This is a genomic window from Acidovorax sp. GW823-FHT01C06, assembly GCF_058798375.1.
Genome location: NZ_JBXAKN010000003.1, coordinates 172,604 through 188,451, shown reverse-complemented (window position 1 = coordinate 188,451; position 15,848 = coordinate 172,604). Strand labels below are relative to the sequence as shown.

At 69.4% G+C, this 15,848-nt stretch carries 11 protein-coding genes; 7 read left to right on the top strand and 4 right to left on the bottom strand.

The features are described 5' to 3' along the window. Nucleotides 1-97 precede the first annotated feature (97 nt). From AC1RCS_RS09015 to AC1RCS_RS09005, 3 genes are read left to right on the top strand one after another with little or no spacing between them, the layout of a single operon-like run. Nucleotides 98-1,642, top strand: a complete 1,545-nt coding sequence (locus AC1RCS_RS09015) for an FGGY family carbohydrate kinase (RefSeq protein WP_492244830.1) — start codon at nt 98-100, stop codon at nt 1,640-1,642. Further along, nucleotides 1,639-3,414 (top strand): glycerol-3-phosphate dehydrogenase/oxidase, encoded by a 1,776-nt coding sequence (locus tag AC1RCS_RS09010; RefSeq protein WP_492244829.1) that lies wholly within the window; start codon nt 1,639-1,641, stop codon nt 3,412-3,414. The genes AC1RCS_RS09015 and AC1RCS_RS09010 overlap by 4 nt, the downstream gene beginning before the upstream one ends. 1 nt (nt 3,415) lies before the next feature. Further along, nucleotides 3,416-4,171, top strand: a complete 756-nt coding sequence (locus AC1RCS_RS09005) for a GntR family transcriptional regulator (RefSeq protein ID WP_218295192.1) — start codon at nt 3,416-3,418, stop codon at nt 4,169-4,171. A gap of 130 nt (nt 4,172-4,301) precedes the next feature. Here AC1RCS_RS09005 and AC1RCS_RS09000 read toward each other — a convergent pair whose 3' ends face one another. After that, nucleotides 4,302-4,598: a DUF4148 domain-containing protein gene (locus AC1RCS_RS09000; protein WP_218298038.1), complete on the bottom strand. Its 297-nt coding sequence runs from the start codon at nt 4,596-4,598 to the stop codon at nt 4,302-4,304. A 92-nt stretch (nt 4,599-4,690) separates the two neighbouring features. Further along, nucleotides 4,691-4,978, bottom strand: coding sequence for a DUF4148 domain-containing protein (locus AC1RCS_RS08995; protein ID WP_492255560.1), 288 nt, complete (start codon nt 4,976-4,978; stop codon nt 4,691-4,693). A 473-nt stretch (nt 4,979-5,451) separates the two neighbouring features. On the opposite strand from AC1RCS_RS08995, the gene AC1RCS_RS08990 reads away from it, so the two are divergent. Then, nucleotides 5,452-6,762, top strand: a complete 1,311-nt coding sequence (locus tag AC1RCS_RS08990; RefSeq protein ID WP_218295190.1) for an HD-GYP domain-containing protein — start codon at nt 5,452-5,454, stop codon at nt 6,760-6,762. 66 nt (nt 6,763-6,828) lie between these two features. On the opposite strand, the gene AC1RCS_RS08985 is transcribed toward AC1RCS_RS08990, so the two are convergent. After that, nucleotides 6,829-7,449 carry an IPTL-CTERM sorting domain-containing protein gene (locus AC1RCS_RS08985; protein WP_218295189.1) on the bottom strand — a complete coding sequence of 207 codons (621 nt, stop codon included), beginning with the start codon at nt 7,447-7,449 and terminating at the stop codon, nt 6,829-6,831. Nucleotides 7,450-7,616: 167 nt separating this feature from the next. On the opposite strand from AC1RCS_RS08985, the gene imuA reads away from it, so the two are divergent. Genes imuA through AC1RCS_RS08970 form a run of 3 tightly spaced genes read left to right on the top strand, consistent with a single transcriptional unit; the run spans nt 7,617 to nt 13,301 of the window. After that, nucleotides 7,617-8,495 carry a translesion DNA synthesis-associated protein ImuA gene (gene imuA / locus AC1RCS_RS08980; protein ID WP_492245923.1) on the top strand — a complete coding sequence of 293 codons (879 nt, stop codon included), beginning with the start codon at nt 7,617-7,619 and terminating at the stop codon, nt 8,493-8,495. Further along, complete coding sequence (locus AC1RCS_RS08975) at nt 8,458-9,981, top strand: DNA polymerase Y subunit UmuC family protein (protein WP_492245924.1); 1,524 nt, start codon at nt 8,458-8,460, stop codon at nt 9,979-9,981. Before imuA ends, AC1RCS_RS08975 begins: the two co-directional genes overlap by 38 nt. Before the next feature lie 20 nt (nt 9,982-10,001). After that, on the top strand, nt 10,002-13,301 hold the full coding sequence (locus AC1RCS_RS08970) for an error-prone DNA polymerase (protein ID WP_492245925.1): 3,300 nt from the start codon (nt 10,002-10,004) through the stop codon (nt 13,299-13,301). A gap of 53 nt (nt 13,302-13,354) precedes the next feature. On the opposite strand, the gene AC1RCS_RS08965 is transcribed toward AC1RCS_RS08970, so the two are convergent. Further along, complete coding sequence (locus tag AC1RCS_RS08965) at nt 13,355-15,727, bottom strand: AsmA family protein (RefSeq protein WP_492245926.1); 2,373 nt, start codon at nt 15,725-15,727, stop codon at nt 13,355-13,357. Between the last annotated feature and the right edge of the window lie 121 nt (nt 15,728-15,848).

The window sequence follows — 15,848 nt, the reverse complement described above, 5'->3', positions numbered from 1 at the left end:
GTTATGACAGGTAGAATGTAATCTTGGATCGAAGCGCCAGATAGTTAGGGGAAACACTACTGGATATGCCGGCTGGTTCGGTGGAAGCTGTTATGACATGAAGACCCAACTACTGATTGGCATCGACCTCGGGTCGAGCAGCCTCAAAGCCCTGGCCCTGGAGGCCGCGAGCGGCCGCACCGTCGCCCTGTCCCGCATGCCCCTGCAGCACGACCGCCTGCCCGGTGGTGGCTGCGAAGTGGGGGCATCCATGATCCGCTCGGCCCTGTCCACCGTGCTGCGCGATGTGGCGCACCAGCTCGGCGACCGCGTGGCCGATGTCCGTGCCATCGGCTGCACGGGGCATGGAGCGGGCCTGTATGCGCTGGATGCCCGCAATGAACTGGCCGGCGGCCGCGCCGTGGCCTCGACCGACCAGCGCGCCGGCGCGCGGGCCGAGTCCCTGGCAAGCAGCCATGGCCTGCAACTGCGCGCCGAGGTCGGCTGCCAGCCCTGGCCGGGCCAGCCCACCGTGATCGCGGCCGAGTTGCTGGGCAGCGACGCTGTGCGCAGCGGTGCCTTGCAACGCCTCATGTTCGCCAAGGACTACGTGGGCTTTCTGCTCACGGGCGAGATCGCCACCGACGCCAGCGACGCCAGCACGGCGGGCCTGCTCTCGGTGGCCACCGGCACATGGTCGCCGCTGGCCTTTGCGGCCTCGGGCGTCGCCGATCTTTCACCGAAGGCCTTCGGGCCGCTGGTGGACAGCGGCGAGGTGATCGGCACGCTGCACACTTCGGCGGCCGAGGCGCACGGCCTGCCAGCGGGCATCCCGGTGGCCATGGGCGCCATCGACCTGCTGGCGTCGATGACCGCCATCCGTGCCGAGGAGCGCGGCCGCGCCGTCTCGGTGTTGGGCACCTGGTGCGTCAATGCCGTCATCGGCCCGGTGGTGGAACCCCGGCCCGACGTGGTGGCCGTCGTGAATTTCGGGCCGAGCGACCGGCGCCTGTACATGGAGAACAGCCCCTCGTCGATGGCTAATATCGGCTGGCTGGCCGGGGTGCTCGGCCTGCCCGATGCGCGGGCCGTGGTCGACCTGGCGATGTCGGTGCCGTTCGGGGCCGGAGGACTGCGCTTTCTGCCTTTCGTGAACGGCGGTGCGGGCGTCTCGGCCGGCTTTGTCGGCCTTCAGAGCCACCACACACGCGGCGACATGGCGCGTGCCGTGGTCGATGCGGTCGCGGCGCTGCATGCACGCCATACGGCGCGCCTGGCGGCCGGCGGGCTGCCGGTGTCGGCCTCCACCGTGCTCGGTGGCGGCGCCAGCGACACGCGCCTGGTGCGCCTGCTCGCGGGCCTGCTCGGGCACCCGGTGGAGCGCTGCGCCGACGACGAGACCGGCGCGCGCGGCGCGGCGATCTACGCGGCGATGTCGCAAGGCATCGACACCCACCCCTTGCGCGCGCCCTGCGACACGGTCGAACCCGATGCCAGCCAGGCGCGGGCCCATGCGGACTTCAATGCCAACTTCAACGAACTGATAGCCACCATGTCCCCTGTATTCGGCCATCTGGCGGGCACATCGCCGGGCATTGCTGCGCCGCTGCCAGCGCTTGCGCCCACCCCCACACCCGCGCAGCGCGTGGAGGCCTTGCCATGAGCACGCCTGCACCATTGCCTTTCGTGCGTCCGGCCGCCGTGTCGGGGCACCATTTTTCGACCGTGATCGTGGGCGCCGGCATCAACGGCGTGGGCGTGTTCCGCGACCTCTCGCTGCAGGGCGTGGACTGCCTCATCGTGGACAAGGGCGACTTCAGTGCGGGTGCCAGCAGCGCGCCCTCGCGCATGATCCACGGCGGCCTGCGCTACCTGGAAAGCGGCAGCTTCTCGCTGGTGGCCGAGGCCACGCGCGAGCGCAACCTGCTGCTGCGCAACGCGCCGCACCTGGTGCAGCCGCTCAAGACCGTGGTGCCGCTGTCGAGCTTCTTCGGCGGGCTGATGAGCAGCGCGCTCAAGTTCCTGGGCCGCACGCCGCCCCAGCGCACGCGCGGCCTGCTGGCCGTGGCCACCGGGCTGCGCCTGTACGACCTGCTGGGCCGGCGCCAGCGCGTGATGCCCAACCACCGCATCAGCCGCGTGCAGCCGGCCGACCGCCTGCTGTTCCGGGCGGCCGTGCGCTGGACGGCGACCTTCTTCGACGCCTGGATCAGCCACCCCGAATGGCTGGTGCTGGAGCTGGTGCGCGACGCCTGCCGCGACCAGCCCCGCTCGGCGGCCGTCAACCACTGCCGCGTGACGGGCTGCGCGGGCAAGACCCTCACGCTGCGCGACGAAGTCACGGGCGAGGTGGTGCAGGTGACGGCCGACACGGTGGTCAATGCCAGCGGCGCCTGGCTGGACCGCAGTACCGAACTGCTGGGCGGCCCCGGCCCGCGCGTGATGGGCACCAAGGGCTCGCACCTGGTGCTCGACCACCCCCTGCTGCGCGACGCGCTGGGCGGGCGCATGGCCTATTTCGAGGCGCTGGACGGGCGCGTGTGCATCGTCTACCCCTTCCTGGACCGGGTGCTGGTGGGCTCCACCGACATTCCGGTGGACGACCCCGACCAGATCGCCACCGAACCTGCCGAGGTGGACTACCTGCTGGAGGTGCTGGGCGAGGTGTTTCCCAACCTCTCCTTCGGCCGCGGTAACGTGGTCTACACCTATGTGGGCGTGCGGCCGCTGGCGCGCTCGGACGCCGACAAGCCGGGGCAGATCTCGCGCGACCATTCGGTGGTGATCGATGCACCGTCCCCATCGCGCGATATCCCGGTCGTGGGCCTGGTGGGGGGCAAGTGGACCACCTTTCGCGCGCTGGCCGAGGAGGCCACCGACGAGGTGCTGCGCCTGTTGGGGCGCGGGCGCACGGCCTCGACCCGGCAGCTGCCCATTGGCGGCGGCACTGACATGCCGCAGGGCGGGCCGGCGACCGAGCGCTTCATCGACCGCATCGCCCAGGATTCCAGCCTGGGCCGTGTCCGCGCCCAGGCACTGCTGCGCCGCTACGGCACCCAGGCCCTGGGCATGGCCCCGCATTTCAAGGTGGCGGGGGACCTGCCGCTGCAGCATGCACCCGATTACTCGGCGGCGGAGGTGGCCTGGCTGTGCACCGACACCGGCGTGATCCACCTCGACGACCTGGTGATCCGGCGCACGCTGCTGGCCATCCGCGGCCTCGTCACGGACGCGGCGCTGGCCGAAATGGCGGGCATCGCCGCACGGGCGCTGGGCTGGGATGCGGGGCGCGAACGGCAGGAACTGCACAATTGCACCACCGCACTGCGCGAACGCCATGGCGTGCGCCTGGCTCCCGCAGTCCCTGATCACACCGATGCAGCGCCGGCTTTCCATGCATCATTGACCATCCACCCGGCCCTGAGCCCGTCCTGACGTGAATTCACCGACCGAACTCCAGCCCCTGCTCGACCGCAACTCCGAATCGCCCCTGTGGGCGCAGTTCCGCGATGCCCTGCGCCTGCAGATACTGCAGGGCGAACTGGCCATCGGGGCCAAGCTGCCCTCCGAGGCCGAGCTCGGCGAGCAGTTCGGCATCTCGCGCATCGTGGTGCGCGAGGCGCTGGCCGACCTGGTGCGCAACAACCTGATCTACAAGATCAAGGGCCGCGGCGCGTTTGTCGCGGCGCGCGAGCGCGACGAGGATTTCGTTTCCACCGTGCTCGGCTTCTCCGACGAGATGGAGCGCAAGGGCCGTTCGGTGCGCACCCAGGTCCTTGGTCAGCAGTTGCGCGCACCCACGCCGCAGGAGATCAGCGCGCTGGGCCTCACGGACGACACCCAGGTGGTGGCCTTGAAACGGCTGCGCAGCGTGGACGGCGAGCTGCGCCTGCTGGTGGAAACCGTGGTGCCCGCCGACCTGGCGCCCGGCCTGCACCGCATGCGCCTGGACGATCGCTCGCTCTACGACGTGTTGCGCCGCCAGTACGGCGTGCGGCTGGTGCGCGCCGAGCGCTGGATCGACGCCGTGCTGCCCGACGCCGAGACCTGCGAACTGCTGCAGCTGGCAAGCCCCGAGCCGCTGCTGCGCATCGAGTCCATCGCCTATGGCGCCAACGGCCGCCGCCTGGAGTACTACAACGCCTTGCACCGCTGCAAGTCGAGCCGCCTGCACGTGCAGACAACGACATGATGACCCCCTGAGGCGCGGGCAGTCTCTCCAGGCAAAACGGGCTCCCGCAGGAGCCCGTTTGTCATTCATGCCTTCATGGCAACCACCGCGCGGAAGGAACGGGGGGCATGGCCGCCCCGCCGCACGGCAATTACATGGCGTTGCCGATTTCGCCCGCCGAGATCTGGCCGGTGCGCACGGCTTCAGCAGCCTGGGCACGCACGGCGGCGCGGTCGGCGGTGGACTTGTAGGTCACCACGCGCGAACCTGCGGGCTCGATGGAGCGGGTCTGGGCCACGGTGGCGGCTTCGGCGGCCACTTCGGCGCGGGTGCGGTTCGTCTCGAACTTCGTGGCGAACTGCGAAGCATCGGCTTCATCAGCCTGGGCACCGAAAGAAGCGAAAGCGGCCACGGCGGCGATGGAGAGGAAACGTGCGGTCTTGTTCATGGTGAAACTCCGGTGAAATTCAAAAAAATGAGGGCGATGTACTGGGAAATACGCAGCAGGAGAGGGCCTGGATTCAGCGAATCAAACGCTGATCAACCACGCTCGCCCGAAGGGATCTGGCCGGTGCGCACGGCATCGGCGGCCTGGGCACGCACGGCGGCGCGGTCGGCGGTGGATTGGTAGGTCACCACACGCGAACCTGCGGGCTCGATGGAGCGGGTCTGGGCCACGGTGGCGGCTTCGGCGGCCACTTCGGCGCGGGTGCGGTTCGTCTCGAACTTCGTGGCGAACTGCGAGGCATCGGCTTCGTCGGCCTGGGCACTGAAAGAAGCGAAAGCAGCCACGGCGGCGATGGAGAGGAAGCGGGCGGTCTTGTTCATGATGAAATCCTTCAGGAAGAAAAAAGCGTCTCAGAAAAACCGGGACAAAAACCATTTCTGAACCGGGTTCGGTGAGTCGCCTTGCGGGTTCGGCTCATCGATGGGATGAACTGTACGTGGATGGGGCGCGAAGAAAAACCACCGGGTCGCAAACTAACTGTTCCGGTATTGGAAACAATGAGGGTGTGATCAGGCAGGGTTTACCCATATTTTTGTGGCAGCAATGGGGTTTTGGCGCCTCGAATCCTGGCGAGTAGGGCGTTTTTCAGGAACGATGGGAAACCGGGGCAATGCCCATGCCAAGGACGGCTGGCGCGAGTTCCGCCTACGTGGCGCCCCCAGGATTGCGCCCGGCATCCGCGTACTGCCGCCAGGCGCTTGATCTGCATCAAGGTACCGCATGCCCAAGGCGGCCGGGGCGATACACAGGGAGGGAACGTCATATAGTCCAAGGTAACCCTTTGTGTTCTTGCATGACAGACTCTCTTGTACCTGCGGGCATCGACACCGCGGACAGCCCCCACTACCTGCGCGCGTTGACCGACATGGCCGATCGGCGCATGGTGGTCGCTGACGCCGCCATCTATACTGACAACGGCATCAAGCTGGTCGAGAAGGGGGCCCGCATCGATGGCCGCCTGTACGACCGCCTGGTGCAGCACAAGCTGCGCGAGCCGATTGACCGGCACCTGTCCATCGACAATCCCGTGGATGTGCCTGCCTTGCTGGCTGCGGGGCAGGCCTTGGTGGAGCGGGAGGTGCTGCCCCGGCTGCTGGCCGAAACGCTGGGTTCGGCTGCCCGGCTGCTGGCGCCGCTGCGCTCGCTGCCCTTGCCTCCCTCCATGGCCTGCAAACTCACCGTGATGCGCGAGCAGCGGCCTGAACTTTTCCAGCACAGCCTGCAGATGATGACCGTGGCCGTGTTTCTGGCCATCAAGAGCGAGCTGGGCGAGCGCGACTGCGCCAACCTCGCCGCCGCAGCCTTGCTGCACGACCTGGGCGTGCTGCACATGGACCCGGCCTGGAGCGATCCCGACCACAAGGTCGTTGGCGTGCAGCGCAAGCACCTGGTGGCGCACCCCATCACCGCCATGCTCATGATCCGCGACACCCAGGCCTACCCCCGGCCGGTGGAGGTGGCGGTGCTGGAACACCACGAGCGCATGGATGGCAGCGGCTATCCGCGCGGGCTGGCGGGTGCGGATATCTCGGTGCTGGGCCGCATCCTGCTGCTGGCCGAAGTGGTGGCTGCGTTCTACGAGAAATACGACGACATGCCCGCGCAGCGCCTGTCACTGGTGCTGCGGCTGAACCATCGCAAGTTCCCATCGGCGCTGGTGGCGCATCTCCTGCCCCTGCTGCAGGAGGAGGTCGCCCGCGACTCCGCGCTCATGCCCCTGGGCAACGATGCCCCACGCCAGATGGACCTTCTCGCCGAGGCCTTTGCCTGCTGGGACCAGCTCAAGGCCGCATTGCCCCCCGGAACCAGCGCGAAGACGCTGCCGGGGAGCGCCCTCGCATTTGTCGATGCCCGCCTGCTGGCCCTTCAGAAAGCCCTGACGGAAGCTGGTTCGCACCCCCAGCAGCAGGGCGAGTTCATGGCGCAGCTGCGGGGCGACACCATGGGCATGGCCGAAGTGGCCCTGGTGGGGCGCGAGGCGCTGTGGCAGCTCCAGAGCATCCTGAATGCCAGCCACCGCCGTTGGCCGCAACTGGCGCAGCGCGCCACGCCCGCGGATGGGGCGGTGGCGGATTGGTGTGATTGGGCCCTCCGAAAGCTCTGAGAACCTGCTCAGGATTTTTTCGGGGGCGCGCAAGCGCCTTGCCGGGGCCCGTGAGTCAACGTGTTTTCAGGCCGCCTTGTTGCGGCGCCGCGGGAGGCGATGGCGCATCGCCCATCCCGCCATGAGGGCCGAGAGGATCGCCAGGCCCCATTCGGACAGCGTTGGAATGGAGGCCGGGGCGGCGGGTGGCGCGATGCCCACGTGGACCGTGAACGAATCGGCGGTGGGGCCCGCGCCCCAGGTCCAGGTGTAGGAGCCTGGCGTGAGCCCCAGGCTGGCCAGCGAGGTCCCCGTCCAGGTGGCCGAGGAAGCGAGCGCCGATCCGGAGACGTAGCCCAGGGGGGCGAAGACAAACCCCGGTGCCATCATGCCGTCCAGTCCCACCATGTCGCCCGACGATGTATCGGCGAGGACAGGGCCTCCCGCCCCCAGCATGGGAGGCCCGGAGACGCCCATGTAGGCCTCCACCGTCCCGGCCGTGCCGGTGAAAATCAGCGCAGCCGAGGGGATGACCACGGAGAAAAGAGGCCCGTTGCCGGCCGGGGTGAGGGCTGCCATGTTCATGCGGCCGCTGCCGCTGGCGACCACATTGCCGCCACTTTCGAAAACGTAGACCGCATAGGCGGCGAACGTGTTGCCCGACAGGAGAAGCAGCAGGGCGACTGCTGCCGACTGGATTGCCTTCATTGAACGACTCCCTCTGTTTCCTTTTGCGGTCCATTGTAGGGAGCGCGGCGTGTGCCGCACAGCTCTGAATGGCAGGGCCTTCCCGGGCCTTTCCGAGGTTTTCATGCTGTTGGCAAAATACTGGTTATATTTACAGTATTCGTGTTTTCGGACCCTCTCTTCCCACCATGCCTGCGCAACGCCACTCCCTGCGGGTTGTCGCCTCCGATCTGCCATTTGCCGTGCCTGGCGTCTGGCACGCGGACGGGCTGGTGGGCACGGGCCAGCACCAGGCGCAACCCACGGGGTATGCGCTGCTGGATGCGCAGCTACCGGGTGGAGGGTGGCCTGTCGGGGCGCTGAGCGAGGTGTTGCAGCCTTTGGCGGGCCTGCATGAATGGCAGCTGGTGCTGCCCGCCCTGGCCCAGGCCACGGCCGCGCGGCATGGGGCCGTGGTCGTGGTGGCGCCCCCGTGCGAGCCTTTTGGCCCGGCGCTCCAGGCCCAGGGGCTGCCCCCCGGGCGGCTGGGCCTGGTGCGGGCGGATACGGCCATGTCGGCGCTGTGGGCCGCCGAGCAGGCGCTGCGGTGCCGGGATGTGCTGGCCGTCATGGCCTGGCTGCCGCAGGCACAGCCGGCGGCCTTGCGCCGGCTGCAGCTGGCCGCGGCCCAGCAACAGCAGCTGCTGTGGGTGTTTCGGCCCGTCAGCGCGGCCCCCCAGGCGTCGCCAGCCTTGCTGCGGCTGCAAGTCCAGGGCATGCCCATGCCCGCGGGCACGCCCGTGTTCCCCGGGATGCAGGTGCACATTCTCAAGCGCCGGGGGCCGCCCCTGGCGCAGGGGCTGCCATTGCCCGGATGCCACCTTCTGCTGGCGCAGGTGCTGGCGGCGCAGGCCGAACGGCGGCGTGCTGCCCAGGCCGCGGCGGTGGGCATGATGGAGGAAGGCCGGGGCGCATTGGCCGTTGCACTCCCCGCCGGGGGCGCCGTGCCGCGTCGGGCGCCCGCGCCCGCATCGCCAGGGGGGAGGGGGCATGCACTGGATCGCGCTGCCATGGCCACGGCCGGATGAGGGGGAGGGCGGTTCCACGGCGCTGGCAGGAGCCGCCGTGGCGATGGAGCCGTCGGCGGGCTGGTGGGCGCTGCGTTTTACACCGCGCGTGGCGCTGGTGGACGATGAGGCCGTGCTGCTGGAAGTGTCCTCCACCGAACGGCTTTGGGGCGGGCGCGATGTCTTGCTGGCGCAGGTGCTGCAGGCCTGGGCCGTGGCGGCTTCCACCTCGGGCGGGCAAGGAGAGCCTGTTTTTTCTGAAGGAAGTAGGCCCTGTGCGCAGCCGCCGTGGGGCTGCGGCCCCACGGCGCTGGTGGCGCACGGCTTTCTGAGACTGGCCCTGGCGGGCCGGGCGCCGCCTGCGCAGGGGCCGCCAGGGCTGCCCTTGCATACGCTGACCGCCTTGCGCCCGCATGTGGCCAGCCTGGAGCGCATGGGCTGCCGCACCTGGGGGGCGCTGCGTGCGCTGCCGCGCCCGGGGGTCTCGCGGCGTTTTGGCGCGGGGGTGCTGCGGGCCCTGGACCAGGCCTTTGGCGATGCCCCCGAAGCGCATGCGTGGCTGGAACTGCCCGAACAGTTCGCGCTGACCCTGGAGCTGCCCGCGCTGGCGGCGTCGGCCGATGCGCTGCTCTGGAGCGCCCACCGTGGCATCGCGGCCCTGTATGGCTGGCTGCAGGCACGCCAGCAAGGTGTGCTGGGGCTGGAGCTGGCGTGGCGCCACGACCTGCGGCGCATCGACGGCGTGGTGATCGCGCCCGTGCAGGCGCTGCAGGTGCGCACGGCGCAGGCCACGCAGGACATGGCGCATCTGCGGCGGCTCCTGGCGGAAAACCTGGCGCGGACCACGCTGGCCGCGCCAGCGAACCAGATCACGCTGCGCCTGCTGGATGCGGCCCCGCTGGCGCACCGCAGCGCCAGCCTCCTGCCGCCGGATGGCCGTGGGGGCAGCGACCCGGGCCTGCCGGGTGGCGTGCAAGGCGAGGCCTTGCACCAGCTGCTCGAGCGCCTGTCCGCCCGGCTGGGGGCCGAGCATGTGCAGGCGCCGGTGCTGCAGGCCGACCACCGCCCCGAGCGCATGCAGCAGTGGCGCCCGGCGGCCGAGGTGCTGCGCGTGGCGGCGCCCCCCCGCCCCGCGGCCCGGGGTGCATCCGCCAGCGCTTCCGGCGCGGCCCTGGACGCCACGCCCGGCGGGCTGCTGCAGCCCACCTGGCTGCTGAACCCGCCACGGCGCCTGGCCGTGCAGGGCAACCGCCCGTGCCACCACGGCCTGCTGCGCCTGCTGGCCGGTCCCCACCGTTTCGAGGCGGGCTGGTGGTCCGGGGCCGGCAGCGACGATGCAGACCCGGCCCATCCCTGCGCCGGCCTGGCCTTGCGCGACTACTTCGTCGCGCACAACGATGTGGCGGGGCTGGTGTGGGTGTTTCGCGAGCGCCTGGCATCCGTGCCGGAGGGCGCGCAGGCCGCGGCGCGCCCCCACCGCTGGTTCCTGCATGGAATCTTCGGGTGATGGCGCCAGGGAGTTTCACGATGTCTTCGCCCATGCCAGGGAATGCCGCTGTGGCCGGGTTGCCGGACTACGCCGAGCTGCATTGCCTGTCCAACTTCAGCTTTCAGCGCGGGGCATCGCACCCGCAGGAACTCGTGGCGCGTGCGCTGGAACTGGGCTACCGGGCGCTGGCACTGACCGATGAATGCTCCGTCGCGGGCGTGGTGCGGGCCTGGGAGGCGGCCCTGGAATGCGGCTTGCACCTCATCGTGGGCAGCGAGTTTGTGTGGGGCGATCTGCGGGTGGTGGTGCTGGCGCGGGATGCCGAGGGCTGGGGCAACCTGTGCGAGTTCATCACCGCCGCCCGCGCGGCCGCGCCCAAGGGGCAGTACCACGTGGGCGCGGCCAGCCCATGGGCGGCTTTGAAGGGGTGCGAATTGTTGCTGTCCCCCTGCCGGCATGGCTTTGATGCTTCTGATTTGATAGTTGTCAGCGCTTGCCTATCCAGCGCCAAAGGCCAATTTGGCTCATATTTTGACGGCCATCTCTGGCTGGCGGTCGAGCTGCACCTGGCTCCGGACGACAGCCTGTGGCTGGCCACGCTGCAGCGTGCGGGCGCGGCGCTGGGCTTGCCACTGGTGGCAGCGGGCGATGTGCACATGCACGCCCGTTCGCGCAAGCCGCTGCAGGACGTGATCACCGCCGTGCGCCTGGGCTGCAGCGTGGGTGAATGTGGTTTTGCGCTGCAGCCCAATGCCGAGCGCCACCTGCGCCGGCGCGTGCGGCTGGCGGGCATCTACCCGCCCGAGTTGCTGGACGCCACGCTCACGGTGGCGAGGCGCTGCGCTTTCCGCCTGGATGAAATCAAGTACCAGTACCCGCTGGAGACCGTGCCCGCCGGCATGACGCCCGCACAGGCCCTGGCCTGGCTGGTGGATGCGGGCGTGCGAGGTGAATACCCGCAAGGCGCGCCAGAGAAGGTGTGGGTGCAGATCCGCAAGGAGCTGGATCTGATCGCGCACTGCCAGTACGAGATGTACTTCCTCACGGTGCATGACATCGTGCGCTACGCGCGCAGCCAGGGGATCCTGTGCCAGGGGCGCGGTTCGGCGGCGAACTCGGTGGTCTGCTACATGCTGGGCATCACGGCCGTCCCGCCCGAGAACACCAACCTGCTGTTCGAGCGCTTCATCAGCAAAGAGCGCAAAGAGCCGCCCGACATCGACGTGGACTTCGAGCACGACCGGCGCGAGGAGGTCATCCAGTACATCTACGAAAAATACGGCCGCGAGCGCGCCGCCATTGCTGCCGTGGTCACCACCTACCGCACGCGCAGTGCCCTGCGCGATGTGGGCAAGGCACTGGGCGTGGCGCCGGCCTTGGTCGATGCCTTCGCCAAGGACCACCACTGGTTTGACGAACAGTTCGCCACCGACCGGCTGCAGGAACTGGCTGAAAGCCTGGGCGCACCGCTGCACCGGCACACGGCCCAGCTGTGGCTGGAACTGGCGGCGGACCTGAAAGGCTTTCCGCGCCACCTGAGCCAGCATGTGGGCGGTTTCGTGCTCACGCATGGCAAGCTCACGCGCCTGGTGCCGGTGGAGCCGGCGAGCATGGAGGATCGTTCCGTCATCCAGTGGGACAAGGACGACCTGGACACCATGGGCTTGCTCAAGGTCGATGTGCTGGCCCTGGGCATGCTCAGTGCCTTGCGCCGCTGCCTGGATCTGCGCGATGCCTTGCGGGGTGAGCGCTGGGATCTCAAGGGCATCCCCCGCGAAGACCCTGCCACCTACGACATGATCTGCGCCGCCGACACCGTGGGCGTGTTCCAGATCGAGAGCCGCGCGCAGATGAGCATGCTGCCGCGCCTGCGGCCGCGCAAGTTCTACGACCTGGTGGTGGAGGTGGCCATCGTGCGGCCCGGGCCCATCCAGGGTGGCATGGTGCATCCGTACCTGAAGGCGCGAGAGGTCGAGCGGCAGATGCGCAGTGCGGGCAGCACGGAGCCTTTTCCGTTGGAGTACCCGGAGCTGCGCAACGCGCTCGAACGCACGCTGGGTGTGCCCATCTTCCAGGAACAGGTGATGCAGATCTCCATCGATGCCGCCGGTTTCACGCCGGGCCAAGCCGATGACCTGCGCCGCTCAATGGCGGCCTGGAAGCGCAAGGGGGGCGTGCACCGGTTTGAAAAGCCGTTGAAAGACGGCATGGTCGCCCGTGGTTATGCCGCCGAATTCGCCGACCGCATCTTCCAGCAGATGCTGGGCTTCGGCGAATACGGCTTTCCCGAAAGCCACGCCCACAGCTTTGCCTTGCTGGCCTATGCCAGCAGCTGGCTCAAATGCCACGAGCCCGCGTGTTTTCTGGCCGCGCTGCTCAACTCGCTGCCCATGGGTTTCTACACCGCCTCACAACTGGTGCAGGACGCGCGCCGCCACGGCGTGCGCGTGCTGCCCATCGACGTGACCCTCAGCCACCACGATTGCACGCTGGAAGGTCCGGCCGAATACTTGCGACCTGCCAAGGGGCTGCCCACGCCGCTGCTACCGCAGCCTGCTGTGCGCCTCGGCCTGCGGCTGGTGGGCAGCCTGCAGGAAGAGGCTGCCAAACGCCTGGTGCAAGTCCGCGTCGCAGGCCCTGCCTTTGCCAATACCGAAGACCTGGCCCTGCGGGCCCGCCTGAGCCCGCAGGACCTGCAGGCCCTGGCCGCTGCCGATGCCCTGGCCAGCCTTTCGGGCCACCGGCGCCAGCAGATGTGGGACGCTGCCGCGCACCACCCCGCCCCCGCGTTGCTGCGCGATGTGCCCGTGCACGAAGCGCCGCTTGCCTTGCCAGCCGCGCCCGAAGGGGAGGAAATCCTGTTCGACTACGCCGCCACCGGCCTCACGCTGCGCCGCCACCCGCTGGCCCTGCTGCGCCCGCGCCTGGACCGCTGGCGCCTGCTGAGCGCGCTGCAATTGAATGCCGTGCCCCATGGCCGCAAGGTGCGCGCCTGCGGCATCGTCACCGTGCGCCAACGCCCCGGCACGGCCAAGGGCACGATGTTCGTCACGCTCGAAGACGAGACCGGCCCCGTGAATGTGATCGTGTGGCCCGCGCTGGTGGACACCTGGCGCAACGCGCTGCTGCGCTCGCAGTTGCTGGCGGTGGAAGGCATGTGGCAGTGCAGCGTGCCGGAAGGCGGCGGCGCGCCCGCCCCGGGTTCCATTCCGCCATCGTCCCCGCAGGCGCCGGCACCCACGGTGGTGCGCCACCTGGTGGCCCAGCGTTTCAAGGACCTGACCCCGCTGCTCGGCCGCATGGCCCATGCGCTGCAGGGGAGCCGCGATTTCCATTGATGAAGGAGGGTGGCCCCCCTGACCCGCAATTGAGCGGGCGCCGTCCGGTCAGGTCAGCGCGCGGGCGATGCTTTGCTGGCGGCCTGCCGCGCGGGTTGCGAGGCGGTGCCCGCGGCCCCCTGGGCGCCGGGCCTGACGGGTTCCCTGGCGAGATCCAGCAGGGGCTTGCAATGCGTGTCGTCGTCGGCCGCGGGCACGGTGATGGGCACCAGCGCCAACGCGGCGGGAGCCACGGCCGCTGCCACCACCGCCGCGCCCGCGCGCAGCAGCAGCGGGCCGGCTTCCACGCCGACCTTCGGGTCGCCGAACGTGCCTTTCACGTACAAGGGCGAGCGCAGCGAGAAGAACTTCCATTGCAGCGACTCGGGCTTGATGCGCAGGTTCATCTCCTCGGTGCCCAGGTCGATGGTGCCGGTGGCCTCGACGATCGCGTCTTCGGTGCTCATCTTCACCACGCGCGTGGTCGCCAGGCCGTCCACCACCGTGAAATCGGCCACCGCGCAGCGCAGGTGCACTTCCTTGTTTTCACCAAAGAGCTTGCCCACGATGATGCTGCCCACGTTCAGCGCGGCCAGGTCCAGCATCTGCTTGCTCAGCGTGCCGTCCCGCACGTACAGGCGCATCTCGCCCGTGCCCTGGCCCAGCAATCCGGCCAGGCTGTTGCCGCGGCTCTCCAGTGCGATGGCGCCGTCCATGTGGCCAAAACTCTTCTGCATGAGCTGCACCTTGGGGAACAGCGCCGAAAGCTGCAAGCCCTGCACGGTGCCGCGTATCTGCGCCTTCAAGGGCGCGGCGCGCCCGTCGATGCTCACCTGCGATTCGATCTTGCCCTGCGCCACGCCAAACGTGAGGGGCGCGAGCTTGAGCTGCGCGTTTTCCATCACCGCCCGCACGCTCAGGTCTTCCAGCGGCAGGCTCTCGGGGCGGATGATGTGGCGGCCCTTGAACACGATGTCCATGTCCATGGCATTCCAGCGCTCGGCCGCGAACTTGGAGTCCGGCAGCACCTTGCCACGCTGGTCGCGGCCACGGTGCGTGTTGTCGGGCTTGGTGGTCCCGATGGTCGGCCCCAGGTCCGCCAGGCGCAGCTGGTTGGACGCCATCGTCCCGGTGAGCCGTGGGCGCGGCTTGCCCGACGTGTACTTGAGCGACCCCTGAAGATCGCTCTGGCCCACCTTGCCTCGGAAGCCGTTGTATTCCCAGACCGCCCGTTCGGGCTCCAGGCTCCCGGTCAGCCGGCCGGTGGTCTCGAAGGGCGGGGTGTTGGGCAGCACCAGCCCGGTCAGGTCGTACAGGTCGGCCATGCTGCCGCCCTTGAGCCGGACCTGGAAGTCCAGGCCGGACAATGCGCCCGGGTTGGCCAGAATTCCTTGCGCCGACAGCGACACGCTGCCGGCGCTGGCGTCGATCTGAAGGGGGTAGTTCACCACCTTGTTGCGCAGGCTGATGACCTGGCCCGCTCGCCCCTGGCCCCTGACCTGCGCCTTGGCATACCGGCCCTGCAGTTCGAAGCGCAGGCCATAGGGCACCGGCCCCGCCGCCGCACCGGGCGTTTCGGACGCCGCCCGCGCAGCGGGCGCTGCCCCGGAGGCAGCGGCGCTCGCGGATGCGGACGCCCGCGCCAGCGCGGGCTGCGCCGGGGCCGATGCGGCGGCGGAGGTGCCGGATGGCGTGGCCGCCGGCCCGCCGGGGAGCACCGGCTCGGTGGTGTCAATGCGGGCCTGCAGGTCCAGGTCCTTCATGCCGTCGGCATAGGCCAGGACGCCCTGGTGGACCACCAGCCGGTCCACGTCGAAGCTCCATCCGCTCCTGGGCCCGTCCTTGCGCTCGAAGGTCCAGTTGCTCGCACCGCTGGCCGTGCGGGCCAGCGCCACCTGGGGGCCGGTGAGCGCCACGGTGTCGATGGAAAGATGCCGCCCCAGCAGGGGCAGCAGGCGCACGGTGGCGGTCGCGCTGCCGATGCGGGCCATGGTGGCTGGGCTGCCGTCGGTCTTGCCGGCCGTCTCGGCCGGGCCGGCTGCGCCTTTTGAAACCGCTTTGCCATTGGCACGCTGGAAGGGGGGCGTGAATCCGGAGGGGTTGTCCATGACCAGGCGTTCGGCCTTCACCGTGACGCCCGGCACCCAGCGCTGCCACCCTTCTTCCAGGGGCTGGGGCCAGCGCCATTGCGCGGACAAGTCACCTTCGATCGCAAAGTGCCGGCCCGTGGCTTCGCTCACTTTTTCATTGACCCAGGGCTTTGCGCGGTTCCAGTCGATCCAGGCGAGCAGGACCCCCAGCAGCACCAGCACCATCGCCACCAGCCCGACGGCCCACAAGGTCCACACCACAAGGCGCCTCCCGATGCCGGGTGCAGGCCGCTGGCGGGCCTGGGCCACGGCGGGGCTAGGCATGTCGGTGGAAGGCGCGGCAGGTGTGGATGGCATGAAGGCAGTCGGCGGGCAGCGTGGGGGTGGAGTGGGGCTGTTGGGCGTGTTTTCAGCGGTAAGCGCATCCGGCCCAGGGGGAGCGGTGTGCGCGTCCACGGGGCCTTTTGGCGTTCATGCT